This window comes from Fibrobacter sp. (genome assembly GCA_017503015.1).
Lineage (GTDB): Bacteria > Fibrobacterota > Fibrobacteria > Fibrobacterales > Fibrobacteraceae > Fibrobacter.
Map to the genome: position 1 here is coordinate 17855 of JAFVTX010000006.1, position 20760 is coordinate 38614.

Consider the following 20760-nt stretch of genomic DNA (forward strand, 5'->3'; position numbering starts at 1 on the left):
TTTTCGTGTAGTTCGTATTCCGCACATGAGTAGTTGTCAAGGAATATTTGACAACTGCCGGGGCGTTGCGGAAAGTCGGAATAGCCGACCCTATAACGGTACCCCTACCTCACCTGCACTTTCCGGATTTCGCTGCCGTAACGCAAAATATAGGTGCCGGGGTTCCTGAATTTTGCGCGGAGGGCTTCAGCGAGTGATTTGTCGCGGTCGGCAAAATCGCCACCGTTAATTTGTTCAAACCGCAAGTTTCCGAGAAGGCGTCCCTGCAGGTCGAAAACATTCGCGGCGCCACGGGTGGCGTGCAGCCCAGGTAAATGGCCGTTGCGGGGCATGGCGATGGAGGCGACGCTTTCCGCGGAACTTGAAGACCCGACGACAGAGCCACTAGATTCCGGGTCAAGCCCGGAATGACGTGACGAACTCATCCCGTATTCGAACGCACCGAGGTCGGGTGCTTCGCCCACAAACGGGAATCCCAAATCTTCGCCCTTGTCGATAGCACGGCTCCCCTTCTTGAGTTTCAAGAAGCCCACGTCTGGCAAGCTACCGTCGGCGTTACGCGGGCCCAGGATTCCCGGAATCGTCGAGAGATCCTTGCCGGTGACGGTCATGCTCGGGTCGTCGAGACTCTCAAAGTCATCTTCGGTCAAGTCAAGATTTAGGTTCCATGTGTTGTTCTCGCCGGCGGGGCATTCCACATAACGGTCGATGTTCTGGCTCGGTATATACTCCCAGCATTCTCCGATTTGCGAGAGCTTATTCGGGAAGGCGATGTTGTTCTTGAGTACGTGCGCATTGTCACCCGTAAGCGGAGCCACCTCGGCAAGACGGTTGCCTTCGGAATCAAAGAGTGTCGAAGCCATGCTGAAGGCCCGGTCCACATTCATGTACGAAGTATTGTTGAGCCACTTGCTGCCGGCACCGGTGTAGTTCGCGTAGAAGCCCGTGGACTTGTTTTTCCAGGCGGCGCAGAACTTGATGGTATGCCGCCCGCCGCCGAGGGTGCTCTCGCCCATCTTGATACCGTGTCCGTTGCCGTTCTTCGGGTTTCCAAGCCCGTAATCGCTGTAGCCGTTCCCCATGGCGTAGCAGTTCTCCAGCACCACGGGGAATTCCTGGTTGATGAAGTCAAAACCGTCGTCGCTGTTCCACCAGGCGCGGCACCCGATGAACTTCGTGGTATCGCCCTCGCCGGGTTTTTGGTAATGCGCGCCAAAGCCGTCGGCATTTTCGCCGTCGCCCTGCCAGCCCAAAGGATCGTAGTTGTCGTGCGCGTCGCAGTTCAGGAATATGTGTCCGCCGCCATCCGGCGCGCCGTCGTTCGCGAAGAATCCGGGACCCGCATTGTGGTGGCTGTCAATCTGCTCCAAGAAAATGTGCTTGCTCGCGTAAAGAAACACGCCGGAATTCGAGTTGTGTTTCATAGGCGTGTTGCGGACATCAAAACCCTTCAAGTGCAGGTACTTCGCCGAAATCACAATCGGCGACGTGTACATCGCGCCCTCGGGAGTGCCGTCGCTATGTTCCACGCCTGCCGCCACGGGCAAGTTCGCGCCGTCAAAAATCGGGCGCTCGCCCGGATAGGCCAGGTAATGGATGCGGTTGTCGTCGCTCTCGCCGCTTGCCGTGAGGACGATTGCCGCAGTCATCCTGTAACGCTCGAAAAAGACCGTATCGTGCAGGTCGTAGATGCCGCCGCGTACCCACACGGTGTCGCCCGCGTGCACCACCTTGTTCGCCTTGTTGAGCGAGGCGAAGGGTTTTGCTTTTGTACCGGCGTTGTTGTCGCTGCCATCGGTGGCCACATAGTAAACGGCACCGAAGGATTGCACCGCCGCGAGGGCGAGCGAGAATGCAAATACTCTACTGTTCCATTTTTTCAGGCGCATGTCCGACTCCGCGAATTGTCCTAATCCACAAAAAAGCACGGGCAAAGCCCGTACTCATGAATATACACTATTTTCGGAGTATTGGGTACAAATTATTTGAAAATAGCCTCGATATCGGCGCGGCTCAGGTAGGTGCGCTCGTTCAGGGCCTGCGCAATCTTGCAGAGCTGCGTCTGGCAAGCCATCAAAATGTTGTAATCCTGCTCGACCACGTTCGTCTCGGCCAGCTGAAAATAGTAGCACGCCGCCTGGAACTTCTGGTAATCCGGATCGCTCTTGTAGAGTTCCATGGGCAGTTCCTTCATGACGGTATCGAGGTCGCACTTGAAATCCTTGCGCATCAAAAATTCCGCGATGTGACCCGCCATCGCGATATGCGCGTCGCCCTCGAGTTCCGTACCCGCGATGTGCGTGGTGCCCGGCTGCTCCCTGGAATTGTTCATCTTCACGTAATCCAGCGGGCGCTTGAATAAAAACGCGACAAGCGCGTGGCCCGCCTCGTGATTGCACAACTTCTTGAATTCCTCTTCCCCGAAAAACTCCACCAGCGATTCATGCGTCAAGACTTGTTCCGGCATTGCGAAACTCCTTTTTTAGCCGGATAAAATATATGAAAAAACTCCCCTACTCCAGGTACCATACCGTTTCGACAGTATCTCCGGTTTTTTAGCGGGCATCCTTCACGGCAGACTCCAAAATCTGGAGTTTCACGTCGTGCACGTCCTTTTTTTGATTATCTTTAATGAAAAAGGAGCCAAACATGCGCAAAAATCTCGGAATCAAGACCTACCTTTACCCCCAACCCACGCTGGTTATTGCCACTTACAACGAAGACGGCACTCCCAATGCCATGGTGGCGGCCTGGGGTAGCGTAAGCGACACCAACCAGGTGGCAATTTACGTAGCACACAGCCACAAGACCATGCAGAACGTCCTTGAGCGCAAGGCCTTTACGGTGAGCATGGCCAACGAAAAGAATATCAAGGCCATTGATTACCTAGGCGTAACCTCCGGCAACAAGGTCGCAGACAAATTCAAAAAATCAGGACTTACCGCCATCAGGAGCGAAAACGTAGATGCCCCACTGATTGCGGAACTCCCACTTGCCTTGGAATGCAAGCTCGTGAGTTACGACGAAAAGACGGAATTGCTTCTCGGAGAAATCGTAAACGTGACTGCCGACGATTCGGTGCTCGACGAAAACGGCAAGCTTTCCGTCGAAAAACTCGCCCCTGTTTGCTACGATTCTGCTGGCCACGGCTACTACGTGATGGAACGCCGAGTAGGTAACGCCTTCAGCGACGGAAAAACGCTTTAGGGAGGGCAATGTGTTTGGGAAAAATTTTATGCACAGCAAGATTCTTGTAACGATTCCATTTGCTGTTGCGGTAATGACCGCATCACTTATGGCCTGCAGTGGCGACAACTCCAGTAATTCAATCGAGATACTGGAATCAAGTTCTGGCGCTGTCACTGCCAGCAGCAAAAATAACGCCGTTCCGGAATCAGGTTCTAGCGCATCAGTCGCAAGCAGCGGTACCGAAACAGCATCCGACACTGTCTGGAACAAGGCAAACCTCACCTGGTACATCTCATGGCCCGACCCCGGTAGCGAAGAATGTGTCAAATACAACGGTTGCCAATGGGCGGGTTACTTTGCAGGTGTCAACGGCCAGCAAACCGAACAGTGGGTCAGCCAGCACAACATCATATCCATCCACGAAAAGGACTGGGACAAATACAAACTAAAAACATTTAGGCTACGAAAAAACGGGCAATCTATAGATGCCGTGGTTTATGACAAGTGCGCTGACAGTGATTGCGATGGATGTTGCACCCAGAATGCAGGCCAGCTCGGGTTCCTTATCGATATCGAAAGCTATTCGTGCGAAAGGCTTACCGGCGACAAGGAAGGCTGCGACGGCGTTGTCGAATGGACCTGCCTGGACTGCGAATAATCCCGGTTATTCCTGTTTGGCCGTTTCTTCTGCAGCCTCTTCGCCGTGATGGGGCTTGGAGACAAGGCTCATGTAGATGGTGCCGAGAATCGCCGCACTGAAGCTGCCCAGCAAAATGCCTAGCTTTGCGGAATCCTGACGGTCGCCTACATCAAAGGCAAGGCCCGCCACAAACAGCGCCATGGTAAAGCCGATACCCGCCAGCATGCCGCCACCCCACAGAATTTTCCAGGAGTAGCTGGGCCGCTTGGAAATGCCAATCTTTACGGAGAGCAGGCTGAACAGGAAAATACCGATGGGCTTGCCGAACACGAGGGCCAAGGCCACCGCACCCATCACGGGGACTTCTACACCACCCAGCTTAATTTCTACGCCGGCGTTGCTCAGGGCGAACAGCGGCATGATAAAGAAGTTCACCCAGGGCACCAGGGGCTTGAACAAGCGCTCCTGCATGGAAATGCTCTCGCGGGCACCCTGCTTGAGCATGGTAAATACTTCGTATTGCTCATTACGGTCCTTCGTTTCGCCAGAAAGCTTGCCGCCAATGCTCCCGGCAAACTGGGCCAGCTTGCCCTTGGCAAGAACTGCCTTCGCAGGCACAGAAAGGCCCAGCAGCACACCCGCGATGGTGGGGTGCACACCGCTCTTGACAAAGAAGGCCCAGACGGCCACTCCGATGATATGGAACAGCAGCAAGTTCCTGATACCTATGCGGAAAAATACATTGATCAGGGCCAATAGGACAAAGCCCATGCCCAGGGCCGCAAAGTTGATTCCGTCACCACTGGGGTAACCGATAGCAATCACAAGGATAGCGCCGATATCGTCGGCAATAGCGAGAGTCAAAATCATCACGCGCAAAGCATGTGGCACCTTCTTGCCGAGAATCGCCATACAGCCCACCACGAAGGCGATATCGGTAGCCGTCGGGATTCCCCATCCGTGTCCGGCCCCTGCAGGGCAAAGAGCCAGGTAAATCAACGCAGGGAACAGCATGCCGCCCGCCGCAGCAATGATGGGCAAGCTCGCCGCCTTGGGGTCGTGCAGTTCACCATAGGCAATCTCCCCCTTCACCTCGAGACCGATGTTGAAGAAGAAGATGGTCATCAGCGCATCGTTGATAAACCAGTGCAAGTCCGCAGCACCCACCCAACTGCCGATGGTCAAGGCAAAAGGCAAGTGCCAAACGTGGTGGTAACTCTCCGGGCTCAGGTTCGCCCACAAAAGTGCCGCAACCGTCATGATGATAAGGACAATCCCACCCGTGGTTTCCACCTTCATCAGGCGTTCCATGGGCGTGATGATTTTCCGGATAGGGGTATCCGGGAACAATTCCTCAATCTTATCGCTGCTTGTTACTTTTGCGGACATAAATACCTATGAGCCGTTGAATGGATTAAAAGAACTGGGGCGGCCAACGGGGGTTCTTGGAGGACATGTCGATCTTGTAGAAGTCCTTCTCGAAACGTCCGTCGTCCAGACCGTACATCTGCATCACGTGGCGGGCAATCCACTTGCCGAGCTTCATCACGGTGAGCTTCTTGCGGAGGCGGCCCTGGCAGTCGCGGTTCATGATGTCGGGCAGAGTAGACGTGGTAAGTATTTCGTCGATGGCCGGGCTGTTCAGCTTTTCGCGGGCCTCGGGGCTCGTGTGGAAGTGGGTCACGCCGAAGCACACGCGGTTGGGATTCCCCTTCTTGATGTGTTCGCAGCACTGCACAATCGTAGTACCGGTGCGGACCATGTCGTCGAACACAATCACGTCCTTGCCTTCAATTTCCTCGATGCTGATGTCGGAAAGTTCCGGGTTGAAAGTCATGCTGATTTCACGTTCACCGGTACGGACCTTGTCCATCACCACGCGCTTGCATTCGGGCAGGTCCAGGGCCTCGTAGACAGCGTTCATGAAGGGGCGTGCGCCCTTGTCCGGAGAGACAATCACCAGGTTGTTACCGTCCTTGCCGGTCTGCACAAAATTGCTGTTCTTGATGTAGTGGGCGTAGGCGTCCGTGGGAATCAAATTGTGGAAATTATCCTTGCCGAAAATGTCGGCGAAAAGGTTCTGCACCTTCACGCTGTGGTTGTGCACCGTCACCACGGCATCCACGCCAGAAGTCTTGAGGAGCTGGGCATACAGGAGGCTGGTGAAAGCCTGTCCGTCAAATTTCTTGAGGTCAATGTCCGGGCGGTCCTTTTCCAGTTCGCCTACGCGGTGGGGGCCGCGGTCCTGGGCGCTGTAGAACAGGTCCGGTTCAACCAAGACAACCTGTTCGGCGCCGTTGTCCTTGGCGGCGCGGGCCAGAATGCAGTTGCGCATGGCGTAGTCGTTACGGCTGCGTTCATGGTTCGAGACCGAGCAAATCAAGACAATCTTCCCTTCCAGGCGACGGCCGATATGTTCCATATCGTCCACGTCCAGGCCGTAGCGGGGGCAGAATTCGGAGTTTGCAAAGGTCTTCAGGGAGACCACGTCGGAAATATCTTCACGAAGACCGATGTACTGGGCCATGTCGATGGCAAAGGGGTCGTCGGTGAAGTTGCCGGTCACGATAAAACGATCAGACATAATTACGCCTTGATGTTGGAGTTGATGCATTGGGTAGCGGAAATATAAAATTTTTAGAACCTTCTCACTACAAGGATTTCAAAAGCGGACACGAATTTCTCCTCGAGATGCTCGCCAAAGGCAATGAGGGAATACCCGCACTTGAGGACCACGTTCCACGACCATTTTTCGCCGATGTAGCCCAGGGCAGTTTTCATGTCGGCTTCGGGCAACAGCAGGTTCCCGTCGTCGGCGTACTCGCGACCATAGGCCACGCCCACGACGCCCCAGAGATTCCAGAAATACCCGTTGCCGTAGACAAAGGTGTAGGTGTATCCCATGTCTCCCCAAAAGCTGGTAATATCCCGCTTGTTATCTTCGTAGCCCAGTACGCCGTCGTTGTCCTCGGCGTAATTGTGCTGCAGGCGCCCGCCGATAACCATGCTCCCCGCCGAACTTTTCTGCCGGCGGTCCAAAAAGTAGGCGCTCCTGGGGGCAAACCTGCCGCCTGCGGTAGCCATCCAGAGCATGGAAAAGTACATGTCGAACACCGTAAGGTCTATAAAGCTGTCATCGTCGCCGTCTTCCAGGTTCTGGGAAAAACCGCTGTAATAGCGAACTTTGGCGGTAAGCCACCAGTCCCCCGGAAAAAGGTCCAGGCCGGTCTCGAAGGTCTTGGAGTCGGAATGCCCTTTGCTGGTGGTAAAGGGGAGGCCGTACTTGAAGTCGAAGGAAATATCCCAGGAAGTGCCGAACAGGGTAAACAGGCTGTCGTAACCAAACCCGATACCTACGTCCACGGGCCGGTTAGACGAGAGGGGCTCGTCACCGTAGGCGGTGTTCTTGACCATCATAAAGTTGTAGTCGCACAAAAAGCGGAGCGAAATCCGTTCCCGGAATTTCGAGACGGCCGGCTCATCGGGTTCCTGCGGTTCGGCACTGGCAGGTGCCGAAAAGACGGAACACGCCAGGAGCAGGAGCGGCAAAATTCTTGTCAAAAAAAGCTTCATCAGAGGCCTACGGGCACAAATATAGAAGGATAAAATCTATCAACAAGACATCGTATAGACCTTTTTCTTGATTTTCGTCGGCGATGGCAAGTGTTTATATATTGTTGATTTAATGTTATTTAATTGTGACGGCATTTTACGGGTTAATTTCCAATTCAAACAGATTATTCACAAAATCCATATTTGTTTCACGTGAAACATTTGTTTTGGCAGTCAAATTATCCCCATTTGTGGAAAACCTGTGGGATATTATTCATATTCTATCCACAAAAATAAATGTCTAACCAATTGGCTAGACATTATTGTTTATATTTTGTTTAGAAATTTTATCAACATTCCGAGTCATTTTCCGGGCAATTATCCGCAAAAAAAATTGGAACGCGGAATCTAGAAAAATCCAAACTTAAAATTTCACGGTGCGGGGTGCCGCCGTGAAACTGTAGAACGTGGCAGTCGCGTCCTTGAAGTAGAGGGTCTCGGTGTTGTCGTCGTCGGGCAAGTACATCGACTTGAGCTCGGGGTAGTGTTCCAGCATGTCCACCTTCGGTTCACGACGGTCGTCGCGGACCAGGGTACCGGCAACGCGGATCCACTTGGAACCGGTCTTGTCCATGGCACAGATTTCCACCTTGCCGTTTTTCTGGATCTGCTTGGAGCAGTCCTTGGACTTGCCCGTCTGGATATAGAGCTTGCCCTCGAAAATGTTGGCGGTGCCAAACGGGCGGACGCGGGGTTGATCATTATCTACCGTCGCCAAAAAGTAGGCGCCGGCATCCTTGAGAAATTTTACGACTTCTTCCATAGTTTTGTTTAGGGGTTAGGGGTTAGGATCTAGGATTTAGGGGGTAGGGTGTGTGGGGCGAAAGATTAGTAATGAGTTTTCAGTTATGAGTTGTGAGTTCTTATAGTCGCGCCTTTGGCGCCAAATTATATACTGAGAACTGAAAACTGACTACTGATAACTCGCAACTATTTCCCGATGGCCTCCTCTTTATAAATTCGTTCCATCTCCTCGCTGAAGCAGCAGAAGATGACTTTCTTGACTCTTTGGGCCGGAAAATTCCGGACCGTTTTCACGGCAATCTTGGTGGCGGCCTCCCAGGGGTAATCTTAAACACCGGTGGAAATGGCGGGGAAGGCAATCGTTTCGCAGCCATTTTCTTCGGCCAGGTCGAGGCAGCTTTTGTAGCAGGATTCCAGCAGTTCAGGTTCGCCGTGCAGGCCATCCCGATAGATAGGCCCCGGAGTATGGATGACGAACTTGGCCGGAAGCTTGAACCCCGGAGTGATTTTCGCCTTGCCCGTCTCGCAACCGTTCAGGGGTATGCACGCCCCCAAAAGTTCCGGACCTGCCGCCCGGTGGATGGCACCGTCCACGCCTCCGCCACCCAAAAGGGAACAGTTCGCCGCATTCACGATGGCATCGACTTGCAGCTTCGTGATGTCGCCCCGGATAATTTCAATCTCGATCATGTTGGACCTCTGAAAGAAAATATATAAAAGTTTTGAGTGGTGAGTTATGAGTTATGAGTTGCGGGTCTTAAATGTTGTCATCCCCGACCTGGTCGGGGTCACCTTCCTGACCCTTCGTGCTATCGGCATCCGCCGGGATGACATTCTGCGGACGTTGGCGATTGCACCAGAATGTAGGGCAATAAGGAAACAATCGCAACATCCTGGGGCTCGGCAATGAAAATACATAAATGTATTTTCACTGCACTCGCCCTGTGCGTGTTGGCGATTGCACCAGAAAGCAAGGCAGTAGGGAAGCAATCGCAACTTGCTGCACCTCGGAAATGTCGATAAATAAATTTATCGCCGTTTCCTCGGTTTGCAAACGTTTCACGTGAAACATTACCCACGGACGGCCAGGGGATACTCCTCGATAGCGGTCTGTTTTTCTCCCAAAGCCTCCCACTCCAGGATGATATTACAGACCGTAGCGTCCCCTTTCTCCAACTTGTAACTGCAAACGTTATCCCCAAGACCATATTCCGTACAGACCAGGGTATCGCCCATAAAACACTCCTGCATGAACCGGACCTTAATGGACTTGATGGTATTGTCAAACCCAAAGGTTTCCGAATGACATGCCACCGCCAAGTTTAAATAAGTCCTATTGTTCACATGACGGTTGAAATCGATGTCGCCCATATTCACCTGATGGGTCAGCGTATGCAGTACATTTCCAGAATCGTTCCATCCGAACTTCTCATGGGGGCCCACAGCCAATTCTTCAATCACATCCATCTTGCCGTCAAGCAGAGCCGTGGAATATGGACGATGACGGTTCTTGTCCATCACCACCCAGCAACTGTTTCCCCTGGCAAAAACCTTTCCGCGATAGCTCATGGTAAAGTCGCAAAAAATCTTGATTCTGGACTTTTCCGAAATCCACAGGTCCACCTGGAAACTTTCGGACCAGAAGGGAAGGTCGCCCTCGAAACGGATATCTATTTCAGAAATAATCCAGTACAAGCCTCTGTCCACGATATCGAAAGCGGCAAGAAACTTGCTCGCCGCATAACGGGCAAAACAATCCTCGAAATAGGCCAAGGCCGACATGGGAACCATCCGGTAGCTCAAATCCATATCGTGGCCAGTCACATAATAACTCTGGGAAAACTTCTGCACCTCAAACCTCCAAAAGTACGACAATCTCAATTTAGAATTATCCCTTCGCACGCTTCTCTTCTTTATTTCTTATAAAAAATGTCTGCCAAAAAAAATCGCCACCTATTATAATATAGTGTTGGGCGTTCCCCCTCGAACCACGGACCACCCCGAAGGAGAGGGGTCGGGCCATACTCGCTTCGCTCCCCGAGCCCCAGCAAAAAAATGTTCAACCACCGGCATGACTTTTGCCGGGTCTCGGCCCTACGGGTCACTGTCCCTAACGCGGAGGTTAGGGGATAGGATTTAGAGGCTAGGATCTAGAGAAGTGTGGAATGTGAGGTTCGGGGGTGGGTCTTAAATGTTGTCATCCTCGCTGTCATTCTGGAGCGCAGCGATAGAATCACGAGGATCCGCTAGAATTTTTAGGGGTTAGGATTTAGGGGATAGGATTTAGGGAAATGTGGAATGCGAGGTTCGGGGCGTGGTCATAAACGTTGTCATCCCCGACATGGTCGGGGATCCGCTAGAAGTTTCAGGGGCTATGGTTTAGCAAGATGTCACCCCGACCCTGTGCCGGGGTCAACTTCTTGACCCTTCGTGCTATCCCGGCATCCGCCGGGATGACATCCGGAAGCTCAGAAATATTTGAATGTGTTGGCGATTGCACCAGAATGTAGGGCAATAGGGAAGCAATCGCAACATCCTGGGGCTCGGAACTATGTAATCGTGAAACCAACATGTTATACGCCCTTGTGCGCGTTGGCGATTGCACCAGAATGTAGGGCAATAAGGAAACAATCGCAACTTGCTGCACCTCGGAACTATGTGATCGTGAAACCAACATGTTATACATGTTGGGACTATGGCTACGCCATAGTCCTACACCCTGCGGTTGGCAAATAAAAAAATGAAATCATTTTTTTCCTTTCCAACCTTGTGCGTGTTTCACGTGAAACATTTTTTATCAACAAAAAATTCACATTTATCAAAAATTTATTCACGGATATTTTTAAAAAATAAGGGTTCAAGGCCCATTTTTCGTTGTGATTGTGATTTAGTAATGCTAAATTGTTGACTAATATAATGTTTCACGTGGAGCAATAGTATATCCCGGCATTGCCGTGGATAACGAATCAGGGTCTTTTGAGTTATAGAAACAACATCGAACAGCAGAACCTTTTGAACCAATTCCTAAGAGAAAATGGTGTTGAATTGCCCGGAGAAACTCTCGGCAAGCTGTACGACTATGCCGACCTGGTGGTAGAAACCAAGCAGTTCGGCAACCTGATTTCGGCGAAGGATTCCGAAAAATTTTTGAGCAGGCACATTGCAGATTCGCTGGTGGCCTATGTATATATAGTAAGGGAATGCAAGGAGATCCCCGCCTTCGCGGGGATGACGAGTCACGTACAAAAAACCACAACCTCGGCCCACCCATACCTCAAAGCGACCGAAGGGAGCGGCCTCATACCTCACACCTATAAATGGGCCGACATGGGAGCCGGAGCAGGCTGTCCGGTTTTCCCCCTTGCCATCGTAATGCCCCAAGTCCAGTTCTATGCCGTAGAACCCCGGAACATGCGTGTGCAGTTCATGCAGATGGCCAAAGAAAAACTGGGCCTCAAGAACCTGACCGTGGTGGGCAAGCGTTTCGAGACTTCTGGCCTAACCGACCTGGATTTTATCAGCTGCCGGGCCCTTTCCACTTTCGAAAACGACTGGGAACGCGCGAGGCCCGCCCTCAAGAAGGGTGGCATGTTCCTCACCCTCAAGAGCTACAACAACGTAGTCCAGCTGGAAAGCGACCCCGCAATTATACTGCACAAATATACACTACCTAACGAAGAACAAGTTTACGCCTTAGTCACTCGAGGTAACGAATGAGTAAAGTGATAGCGATATGCAACCAGAAAGGCGGCGTGGGCAAGACCACTACAGCCGTGAACCTGGCTGCCAGTTTTGCCGCCCTGGAGAAAAAGACTCTCCTTATCGACATGGACCCCCAGGGGAACGCGTCCCAGGGTTTCGGCTACAACGAATCCCAGGAGATGGATATCCACGAGGTGCTGGAACTGGCCGAAAATCCGGACAATGTCACCTACGATAACATCAAGCCCGCCATCATGAACACGAGGCTCGACTTCTTGAAGATCATCACTTCGGGGCCGGACCTTGCCGTCATGGAAATCGAACTGGTGAACGCCATGAGCCGCGAACACCGTCTGGAGCGTGTCATGAAAGTTCTGGACCAGGCCTTCGAATTCATCATCATTGATGCGCCCCCAAGCCTGAACCTGCTCACCATCAACGTGCTCACCGCCGCAAAGAGTGTGCTGATTCCTATCCAGTGCGAATACTACGCCCTCCACGGCGTGACGGAGCTGTTCAACACCATCCGCGAAGTCCAGAAAAACCTGAACGGAAACCTGAAAATCGAAGGGGCGCTCCTCACCATGTTCGCCAACAACAACCTCTCGAAGCAGGTGGCCGACGAAGTTCGCGAAAACCTGGCCGACACCGTTTTCCAGACGGTCATCCCGCGTAACGTGCGCCTCAGCGAGGCACCCTCCCACGGAAAGCCGGTCATCTTGTACGACGTGCGGAGCCCCGGTTCCCAGTCCTACATGAAACTCGCCGAAGAAATCCTGAATAAGGGGAAGTAGTTATGAGTTGTGAGTGATGAGTATTGAGTTATGAGTACGCATTTCACATTCCACACCCCACACTTCCCAAGATCATAACCCCTAAACCACTACAACCTAATACCTAACAATGGGAAAGAAATCTTTTGCACTTGGACGCGGTCTTTCTGACATTCTCAAGGACCATGACGCTAATAAGAATTTTTCTGCCAACGCCCCCCAGGGCGAGTCTTCCAATGGACAGCAGGTCGTAGAAATCCAGCTGGACCTGATCGACCCAAACCCGTTTCAACCCCGCAAGTTTTTCAGCGACGACGAACTTTCAGAACTGGCCGAAACCATCAAGACCCACGGGCTTCTGACTCCCATCAACGTGCGGAGCGTAAACGGCCGCTACCAGATTATCAGCGGTGAACGCCGCACCCGCGCAAGCAGGCTTGCAGGCCTCAAGACCATCAAGGCCCAGGTGTTCAGCGACATTGGCGACAAGGCCATGGCCGAATGGGCTCTTATCGAAAATATCCAGCGCGTGGACCTGAACCCCATCGAGACGGCGCAGTCCTACCAGCAGCTCATCGACAACCACGACTACACTCACGAAGACCTGGCAAAGGCGGTAGGCAAGTCCCGTTCCGCCATCACCAACGCGCTCCGACTGCTGAAACTCCCGGACCAGGTGCAGTACTGGATCCAAGAAGGCAAGCTCTCTTCTGGAGCGGCCCGCGCCCTCTGCAGCGACAAGATTGCCGACGTAGAAGCCCTTGCAAAGAGAATCATCGACGAAGGCCTGAACGTCCGCCAGATCGAGGCAATTTCCAGAGGCGAAGAAATTGACCCGACTAAAGTCGAAAAGCAAGAAAAAGAAAATAATGAAAAGCCTGCAGCAAGTCCTGCGGCTTCTGGAAATCCGCCCAAGCCGAAGCCGGAACTCAGTGCCGACATGAAACAGTTCGAGTCCAAGCTGGAAACCTATTTCGGCACCAAGGTGGCAATCAACCCCAGCGCAGGTTCCGAAACCAAGGGAACCATCGTAATTAACTATTATTCCATGGACGACCTGAACCGTATCCAGCAACTCATGGAAAACGCCTAGGAAACTTATGAAAGGCAAGTACTACACCATACAGATTATCCCGGAAGATTCCGAGAAGGTGAGAAAGTTCAAGGTTCGCACCTGGTGGTTCGCCTTTATCAAGATTTCCCTGGTCGTGATCATCCTCGTGCTGGGACTGTTCATCTACCATCTCGGGAAAATCAACCGCATCGTGGCAAGCTACGAAAAAATGCGGGTGACCAACGCCCAGCTGGTCAAGAAGGACAACAACTACGAAGAAATGTTCTCCCGCCTGGATTCCCTGTGGATTTTGGAAGAACGCATCCAGAACATCTTCGAGACTTTTTTGGAAAACGATTCTGCAAAAATCAACAGCATTATCGACAAGAACAAGTTCGCCCATACGCCCGTCGAAAAAATCCAGGTGGACTACGAAGGTATCCACGGCTGGCAGCCCCTTTCTGAAAAAATCAAGCTGGAACACATCCCCAGTGTTCTGCCCGTGGTTGGAATCGAAAGCAAGAAGTTTTCCGAAGAAGAAAACCATCTTGGCATAGATATTTCGGCACAGGCCGGAAACCCGGTATTCGCATCGGGAGCTGGCAACGTGGTCTTTGCAGGCCAAAAAGATGAACTGGGAAACACCATTGTCATTGACCACCAGAACGGCTACAGGTCGAGCTATTCTCATCTGAAGACGATCAACGTGAGAAAGGGTTATACCGTAAGCAAGGGCGACATTATCGGTACAGTCGGGAGCACCGGCAATACCAGCGGCGCCCACTTGCATTTTGAAATTACAAAAGACGGAATCAACTTGAATCCGTCAGATTTCATAGACTAATAAAATTTTTAATTCATTGGAGAAACAACATGCCAGGTAAAGAACAGGAAATTACCCAGATCAGCAACACCATTACCATCAAGGGCGACATTATCGGCAAGAGCGATGTCCGCGTGGCAGGTGTAGTTAACGGAAGCATCAGCATCGATGGCGAACTCATTATCGAAAAGAGCGGCCACATCGAAGGCGAAATCAAGACCAAGTCTGCTGTGATTGCAGGCTCCATCAAGGGCAATATCGACTGCTCCGAAAAAATGATTCTCGAAAGTTCTTCCCAGTTCGTAGGGAACATCAAGACCAAACAGCTCATTATCCAGGAAGGTGCCATGTTCCAGGGTAACTGCCAGATGGGTATTCCTTCTACACCTGCAGCCCAACCTAAGGAAAAGGCATAATTCCACACCTATATCAGTATTATCTTTTTATTTATATATAGAGATAATTATACTGATACTGTGAATTGTGGAAAGAAATGTTGAAGGGTAGGTACTAGTTTTTAATCCTCAACAAGATACGATATTCACATGGAATATTGAATATGTTGAAGATTGAAAACGAGTCCACTTTTTTCAATGTTGATTACTGTTGAAAGAAAATTTTCAACTTCTGTTGACAGAAAAATCACGAAGGGGCATTAAAAACAGGTGCCAAAAATGATTTTAATCACATTTGAAAAGAATAAGTGGAAAATAGGTGCCAGCGGGGCAAGGTAAAGACTATATTTCTCACTAGATGGGTTGTAAGTTGTTGAAGATAGGGCAGATATCGGATCTCCACATAGGCGAGGACGAAAACCTCGTGCAGGGGATTGATGTGCGTGCCAATTTTCAGAAGGCCCTCCGTTCCAAGTCCATAAAGGATATGGACCTGTTGGTATTGTCTGGTGACCTGGCCAACGAAGACGGGGAGCCCGGCGCTTACCGTTTTGTCTTTGAGCAGGTGAAAGACCTTAAGTTTCCCGTGCTGGTCATTCCTGGCAACCACGACCGTCTTGACACCATGGCCCAGTTTTTTGACCTGCAGGGCAAGATTCACGGCGAAAAATGCTATTTCAAGTACGAAATTGCAGGCCGGACGCTGTTTTTCCTGGATAGCGCCTGCGGGACTGTTTCCAAGGACCAGCTGGACTGGTTAAAAGCGGAAGCCGCCAAGATCCAGGGCGAAATTTTCCTGTTTATGCACCATCCGCCCTGCCTCTGCGGTCACCGGTTCATGGATTCCAAGTATTCCCTCAAGAACAAGGAAGAGGTGCAAGCGGTCTTTGCCGAAATCCAGAATCTGACACATATCTTCTGTGGCCACTACCATTCCCATTTTGAGCTGGACATGGGCCGGCAGAAGGTCCACGTGGCCCCTTCCACCCAGATGCAAATAGATTCCCACGCCCCGAACTTTATCCTCAAGAGTTCCGCTCCCGAGTGGATGACCATAGAAATTGGCGAAAATTTCGTAGAAACGGCAGTTTATTTGCGCTAATGCCTTGAATTTTTATAATTTCTTTCTAAATTTGGTTCAAAATGGCGGTTTAGCTCAGCGGTAGAGCACTGGAATCATAATCCATTGGTCCGGGGTTCAAATCCCTGAACCGCTATTACAAAAAAAAAGAGGCGCGTATGTTGAAAAAAATTCTAGCGATTTTAATTCTGGCTACCGCCTCTTTTTTTGTTGCCTGTAACCAAGAAGAAAAGGTGACTCCCGAAGTCATTCAGGCCAAGGTGGCCGCCGAAAAGTCGGCTCCCATCGTCAAGGTAGATGAATTCCAGTCTCCTAGCAGCCCTGTCATCGATTCTACCAAGGCCAAGCAGTATGTCAAGGCCAGCGCCGCCCTGGTGGAACTGGGCGTTACCTGGTCCGAAAAGATCGACAAGGCCGAAGATTCCGAGAAGGTCCAGATTCTGAATGCCTACAACGTGGCCCGCGACCAGCTTTGCGCCCGCGTGGGTCTTGCCGGCATCGCCGAATTCAACTGGATTACCAAGGTAGCGCTCCCCAACCCGCAGAACGAAGCGGTGTTTAAGGCAGCTGGCTTGAGACAATAAACCGAGTTTCTTTATTGATATTTTTTCCCGGCTTTTGAGTCGGGATTTTTTTTGTCCAATAAATTCCGGCAATGCTTTTCAACAAAATGAATATATTTGTACAAAAGGAATGTCTAGAGGAATTGACAATGGAAAACGTGACGGTCTTTAACCATCCTTTAATCCAGCACAAGATTTCGCTATTGCGCGACAAGAATACGGATACAAATGAATTCCGTCGCCTGGTCGAAGAGATTGCCATGCTTGAGGGTTTCGAGGCTTTGTCGGACCTTCCGCTGGAGGACAGGGAGGTCGAAACCCCGATAGAAAAATGCACTACGCCAGTGCTGGCCGGACGCAAGCTCGTGCTGGCTCCCATCTTGCGTGCTGGACTTGGCATGGTGCCTGGCATGCTTGCGCTGGTGCCGTCTGCCAAGGTAGGGCATATCGGGCTTTTTCGTAACGAGGCAACTCACGAACCCGTGGAATACTACTGCAAATTGCCAGCCGCCATAGACCAGCGAGTCATTGTGGTGGTAGACCCGATGCTTGCCACGGGCGGCTCCGCTGTCGATGCTATCAGCATGATCAAAAAACGTGGCGGCAAAAAAATCAAGTTTGTGTGTATTATTGCCGCTCCCGATGGCCTTAAAAACCTGCACGAGGTGCACCCCGATGTACAGATTTACGTGGGGCACCTGGACCGCTGCCTGAACGAAGACGCCTACATTTGCCCGGGTCTTGGCGACGCCGGCGACAGGGTATTCGGAACAAAATAGTTTTAGATTACTGCATGGTGCCTTTTTCAAGGCTGCGGACGGGAATAAAGCTGGTGCTGCCGTCGGAAGATATGATCATGGCCACGCCGGACATGTAGTTGAGCCACCTTCTTTTTTCATGATAGCGCACGTTGGCGCGACCGTCCGTCACGTAGGCCAGCAGGGGCACTATCAGGTAGTCGTGGGTGCACATGATGTTTATGCGTTTCATGGTGCCCATGTTCTTCTTGATTTCGCTGATGAGTTGTTCACTACGGGTCCCCAGGTCGTAGAAGGCATCGGAGTAGGAGCCTGCGAATGCGTACTTGGAATACACCGCCCAGCCGCCGCCATCGGCGGACTTGGAGTATTCCTCCACTTTTTTGGAGTCCTTTACGTACCAGCCGCCATCCAGAGTGGCGAGCTCCACCAGGTTGTAGTTGGTTTGGCCCTTGCCCTGGGCGATGTTGTCGCAGGTTTCCTGGGTGCGGGTATAGCCGGAATGGGCAAAGTAGAAGTCTTCGGTACCGCCTGCCGCCTTGAATCGCCCGCCCAGTTCCTGGGCGTACTTGACGCCGTTTTCGGTGAGGTGCCCGCTCTTGCCTGTGCTGTTGGTGCGTTCGCTATGGCGGATGATGAACACCGCCTTGTCTGTTGGTTTTAGGCTTTTGAAGACTTCTACGATGTCGGTAAATCCGTCGGCTTCGTCCTTGGTGGCGACGCGCCACTTGCCACCGTCGTAGATATAAGAGATTTCGTGGTTCACTCGGCCTTCGCGGATTTCCTTATCGTAGGCGCCGGGGCCAAAGCCTGCGGTGTCTTTTTCTAGGGCATTTGCCGTGCGCCAGCGGTTTTGGGTAGCGTCGCAAACAAAGCGTACTCTCGAATGGTCCGCATGTTCGTAATCGTTTGCGAAGTATACGCTTTGTCCCTGGTTCACAAAGGTGAGCTTGCCTGCGTTTGAACTGTTGCAGGGGCCAAAACCATAGACCATGGGGAAAAAGTTCTGGATGTATTTTTCAAAGTTTGGTACGGGTCCAAGGTTCCAAGAAGCGACATTGTTGCGGATTTGACTGTATTTGTTGGTGGAGTCGACTCCGACAATCCAGTCGGCTATTTTTATTTTCCAGTTGGGGTCGTTCCAGACGCCGTCGCCCTTGAGGTCTTCGGCGAGGTTGTTGGCGAGGTTCAGCATCTCGCCTTCGTCCCGACCGCCCTGCAGCATGGCCGAAATGGCCAGCAGGGCGGCGCTGTAGTCGCTGTCTTCGAATATGCTTATTTCTTCGGCAGATGTGTTTTCGAGCTTAACGTCGTTGATTCCGAAAGCCTCGAGAACTTCGCGTCTTGCTTGGGCCTTCGCCATGTTGATGTCGATGTGGTTCATCAGCAGCTGGTCCACCCGCGGGATTTCCAAGTGCGTGAGGATGTTCACGTTTGCCTTTGAGGGGTCGCAGGTCCTTGCGGCAAGGGTTACAGGGCTTGCGGAGGTGCCTCCGTTCAGTTCGTTCTTGTAGTAGCCGGTCACCTTGATTTTTACGCAATTGGAATCGGCATGTACATTGCCAAGGTTAAACTGCCCGTTGTTGGAAACAATACAGCCCTCTGCAATCTGACGCATTTCGTGCCCGAAAAAGGAATCTACTTCCTGAACCGTGATGCCGGCGCCCGGAACAAAGGGGCCTTTCTGGGCGAGTCCTGCTATGGGAGAATCGAAACCGGAAGGCGTTGTGGGCATTTGGTTGTTGTAGTTCTGGTCCCAGGGGTTTCCGTAATTCTGTGATGGAGCGGAGTTAGGTTCGTTGCTTGCCGATGAGGTGTTTTCGACAGGGAAAATTTTATCCACGGCCTGTAAAAGCCCGTCATTGCAGGTGATGCTGAAACCGGCACTATCTGCGGCACTATGCCATTCGCCGTTTACGCAGAAATAGGGGAGTGTCTCGTCGCTTACAAAAAAGAAGTGACCTTTGCGCTCTTCGTTACAGTCCGGCAGGTCGCTGGCGTCTTCTACCGTCAAGGAATCAAAAACGGAGGGCTTTTTTTCGTCCAGGTCTGGTATTTTCGAATCGGACGATATAACCTCGCTGTTCTCGTTCCCCTCATTTTCTTCGGCACTGCTCCCGCTAGAGGAACAGCCCGCGAAAAAAAGGGCGAGGGCAAAAATTGCCTTTATTGTGAGCCAGCCGGATTTCATTTGTTACAAAATACATAAAAAGCAGCATAATTCAAGACTATGGCGATACAAAAAAGAGTCCATTGGTCAGTGAACTTTTCTTTTTTTAAATTTTTAGCCGAAAGTGAATGAAAGGGTAAAGCTATGAAAAAAATATTTACAGTCCTCTTGTCTGTGGCCGCCATGGCCCTTGCCGAGAATGTTCAGGTTCTTGAGCCCTCCGGTGCGGAATTTTCTACCGACGCCCCCCAGGTGGTCATGTCCATCTTGCGTTCTGCCGTGGCCCAGACGGGCAACACCCCGGTGGAATCTTCGGCAGATATCCAGATTCGTACCACCCTCAGCACCATGGGCTCTTCCATCGTTGTTGTGGTGGAACAGCTCAAGGACGGAACGGTTGTGGGTTCCGGGCGCCAGAAGACGCCTACCGTCGATGACCTGGATGTGGCTATCGATGATGCCGTAAAGGCGGCCCTTGCAAATCTCGATGCCGGCAGTGCTCCCGAGTCGGCGGCATACGCTCCGGAGGCGGGCTACCAGGACGGTCCGGACGTGGTTTACGTGGTTCCTGTGGAACGCCAGAGCAGCGAAGACCCCAACGACAATTTTGCCCACAAGCGGCCCACCCGTAACTATGTGAGCTACGGCCTTGGTATGGCCATGTGGCACAACTATGATTTTGAAAATGACGATTACGAAGTGGAAATGTCTTGGGAGCAGGCCTTTGTGTTCCACTATGGCCGTATTTTTGAAGTGGTGCCCCATGCGGCCATCACCATCATCAACAACATGAACATTTCTTTTGGTTCTGACTGGGAATGGCACGAAACCTTCTTGATTGGCGGCCGTTACTTTGTGAGCACTGGGAACATTACGCCCTACATTGGACTTGGTGGAGGTCTCGGTATCCAGACCGATGAGCATTATGAAGCAGCCGCCGAAGGATTTGCCATCGGCCTTGCCACCGGCGCCGAGCTTGGCATTATCTTTTTCCGTAATTCTGCAACCCAGTTGGAACTTGGCCTGGCCTGGGACGCCCTTTGGGACGGCTTCGAAAGCTTTGACCGTCGATTCGGTTCCGGCAGTTTCTACGTAGCGATTAACTACTAGTTTTAGGTCACCTCTAAAAATTCATTTTCAAAAATTTGGCTGCAACACATCGCGCAGTTTCGTCACTCAAAGTGGTAAAGACCTCCAGTATTCACCACTTTTCGTTCCTGCCTGCGCTCGGTTTCGCTCAAATTCTTTTTATCAAA

19 protein-coding genes, 1 tRNA gene and 1 pseudogene are annotated in these 20760 nt (G+C 51.7%); 12 read left to right on the forward strand and 9 right to left on the reverse strand.

All coding sequences use genetic code 11. The features are described from left to right. Nucleotides 1-104: 104 nt before the first annotated feature. Both IKB43_01375 and IKB43_01380 read right to left on the reverse strand, forming a co-directional pair. The gene (locus tag IKB43_01375; GenBank protein MBR2468796.1) at nt 105-1889 is read right to left on the reverse strand and encodes a right-handed parallel beta-helix repeat-containing protein; all 1785 of its coding nucleotides are present in this window, start codon (nt 1887-1889) and stop codon (nt 105-107) included. Nucleotides 1890-1981: 92 nt separating this feature from the next. Then, complete coding sequence (locus tag IKB43_01380; GenBank protein ID MBR2468797.1) at nt 1982-2467, reverse strand: hypothetical protein; 486 nt, start codon at nt 2465-2467, stop codon at nt 1982-1984. 182 nt (nt 2468-2649) lie between these two features. Between IKB43_01380 and IKB43_01385 the strand changes: the two genes are divergently transcribed. Together IKB43_01385 and IKB43_01390 are read left to right on the forward strand one after the other, a co-directional pair. Then, the gene (locus IKB43_01385) at nt 2650-3207 is read left to right on the forward strand and encodes a flavin reductase family protein (GenBank protein ID MBR2468798.1); all 558 of its coding nucleotides are present in this window, start codon (nt 2650-2652) and stop codon (nt 3205-3207) included. Nucleotides 3208-3235: 28 nt separating this feature from the next. Continuing rightward, a complete protein-coding gene (locus tag IKB43_01390) occupies nt 3236-3847 on the forward strand; it encodes a hypothetical protein (GenBank protein ID MBR2468799.1) in 612 nt (203 codons plus the stop codon). Between the two features lie 6 nt (nt 3848-3853). Here the strand turns inward: IKB43_01390 and nhaA are convergent, their stop codons facing one another. The 6 genes and pseudogenes from nhaA to IKB43_01420 all read right to left on the reverse strand — a co-directional run bounded on the left by nhaA (nt 3854) and on the right by IKB43_01420 (nt 10036). Then, the gene (gene nhaA, locus IKB43_01395; protein MBR2468800.1) at nt 3854-5218 is read right to left on the reverse strand and encodes a Na+/H+ antiporter NhaA; all 1365 of its coding nucleotides are present in this window, start codon (nt 5216-5218) and stop codon (nt 3854-3856) included. Between the two features lie 25 nt (nt 5219-5243). Next, nucleotides 5244-6413, reverse strand: a complete 1170-nt coding sequence (locus IKB43_01400) for a ribose-phosphate pyrophosphokinase (protein MBR2468801.1) — start codon at nt 6411-6413, stop codon at nt 5244-5246. 53 nt (nt 6414-6466) lie between these two features. Then, the gene (locus IKB43_01405) at nt 6467-7402 is read right to left on the reverse strand and encodes a DUF4421 family protein (GenBank protein MBR2468802.1); all 936 of its coding nucleotides are present in this window, start codon (nt 7400-7402) and stop codon (nt 6467-6469) included. A gap of 403 nt (nt 7403-7805) precedes the next feature. Beyond that, complete coding sequence (locus IKB43_01410; protein MBR2468803.1) at nt 7806-8204, reverse strand: pyridoxamine 5'-phosphate oxidase family protein; 399 nt, start codon at nt 8202-8204, stop codon at nt 7806-7808. A 167-nt stretch (nt 8205-8371) separates the two neighbouring features. Then, nucleotides 8372-8875: pseudogene (locus IKB43_01415) on the reverse strand (O-acetyl-ADP-ribose deacetylase). Nucleotides 8876-9256: 381 nt separating this feature from the next. Next, on the reverse strand, nt 9257-10036 hold the full coding sequence (locus tag IKB43_01420) for a hypothetical protein (GenBank protein MBR2468804.1): 780 nt from the start codon (nt 10034-10036) through the stop codon (nt 9257-9259). 1098 nt (nt 10037-11134) lie between these two features. Between IKB43_01420 and IKB43_01425 the strand changes: the two genes are divergently transcribed. From IKB43_01425 to upp, 9 genes are all read left to right on the forward strand, one after another. Next, nucleotides 11135-11902, forward strand: coding sequence for a class I SAM-dependent methyltransferase (locus IKB43_01425; GenBank protein ID MBR2468805.1), 768 nt, complete (start codon nt 11135-11137; stop codon nt 11900-11902). Next, a complete protein-coding gene (locus tag IKB43_01430; GenBank protein ID MBR2468806.1) occupies nt 11899-12681 on the forward strand; it encodes a ParA family protein in 783 nt (260 codons plus the stop codon). Before IKB43_01425 ends, IKB43_01430 begins: the two co-directional genes overlap by 4 nt. Nucleotides 12682-12790: 109 nt before the next feature. Beyond that, nucleotides 12791-13753, forward strand: a complete 963-nt coding sequence (locus tag IKB43_01435; protein MBR2468807.1) for a ParB/RepB/Spo0J family partition protein — start codon at nt 12791-12793, stop codon at nt 13751-13753. Between the two features lie 7 nt (nt 13754-13760). Continuing rightward, nucleotides 13761-14558: a M23 family metallopeptidase gene (locus IKB43_01440; GenBank protein MBR2468808.1), complete on the forward strand. Its 798-nt coding sequence runs from the start codon at nt 13761-13763 to the stop codon at nt 14556-14558. A 29-nt stretch (nt 14559-14587) separates the two neighbouring features. Continuing rightward, the gene (locus tag IKB43_01445; GenBank protein MBR2468809.1) at nt 14588-14953 is read left to right on the forward strand and encodes a polymer-forming cytoskeletal protein; all 366 of its coding nucleotides are present in this window, start codon (nt 14588-14590) and stop codon (nt 14951-14953) included. A 337-nt stretch (nt 14954-15290) separates the two neighbouring features. Then, a complete protein-coding gene (locus IKB43_01450; GenBank protein MBR2468810.1) occupies nt 15291-16034 on the forward strand; it encodes a metallophosphoesterase in 744 nt (247 codons plus the stop codon). Nucleotides 16035-16077: 43 nt separating this feature from the next. Then, nucleotides 16078-16149: transfer RNA gene (locus IKB43_01455), tRNA-Met, on the forward strand. 22 nt (nt 16150-16171) lie between these two features. Further along, the gene (locus IKB43_01460) at nt 16172-16597 is read left to right on the forward strand and encodes a hypothetical protein (protein MBR2468811.1); all 426 of its coding nucleotides are present in this window, start codon (nt 16172-16174) and stop codon (nt 16595-16597) included. Nucleotides 16598-16725: 128 nt separating this feature from the next. Continuing rightward, the gene (gene upp / locus IKB43_01465) at nt 16726-17355 is read left to right on the forward strand and encodes a uracil phosphoribosyltransferase (protein MBR2468812.1); all 630 of its coding nucleotides are present in this window, start codon (nt 16726-16728) and stop codon (nt 17353-17355) included. 7 nt (nt 17356-17362) lie between these two features. Here the strand turns inward: upp and IKB43_01470 are convergent, their stop codons facing one another. Further along, on the reverse strand, nt 17363-19525 hold the full coding sequence (locus IKB43_01470) for a histidine phosphatase family protein (GenBank protein MBR2468813.1): 2163 nt from the start codon (nt 19523-19525) through the stop codon (nt 17363-17365). A 123-nt stretch (nt 19526-19648) separates the two neighbouring features. Here IKB43_01470 and IKB43_01475 point away from each other — a divergent pair, with 123 nt between their 5' ends. After that, a complete protein-coding gene (locus tag IKB43_01475; GenBank protein MBR2468814.1) occupies nt 19649-20614 on the forward strand; it encodes a hypothetical protein in 966 nt (321 codons plus the stop codon). Nucleotides 20615-20760 lie beyond the last annotated feature (146 nt).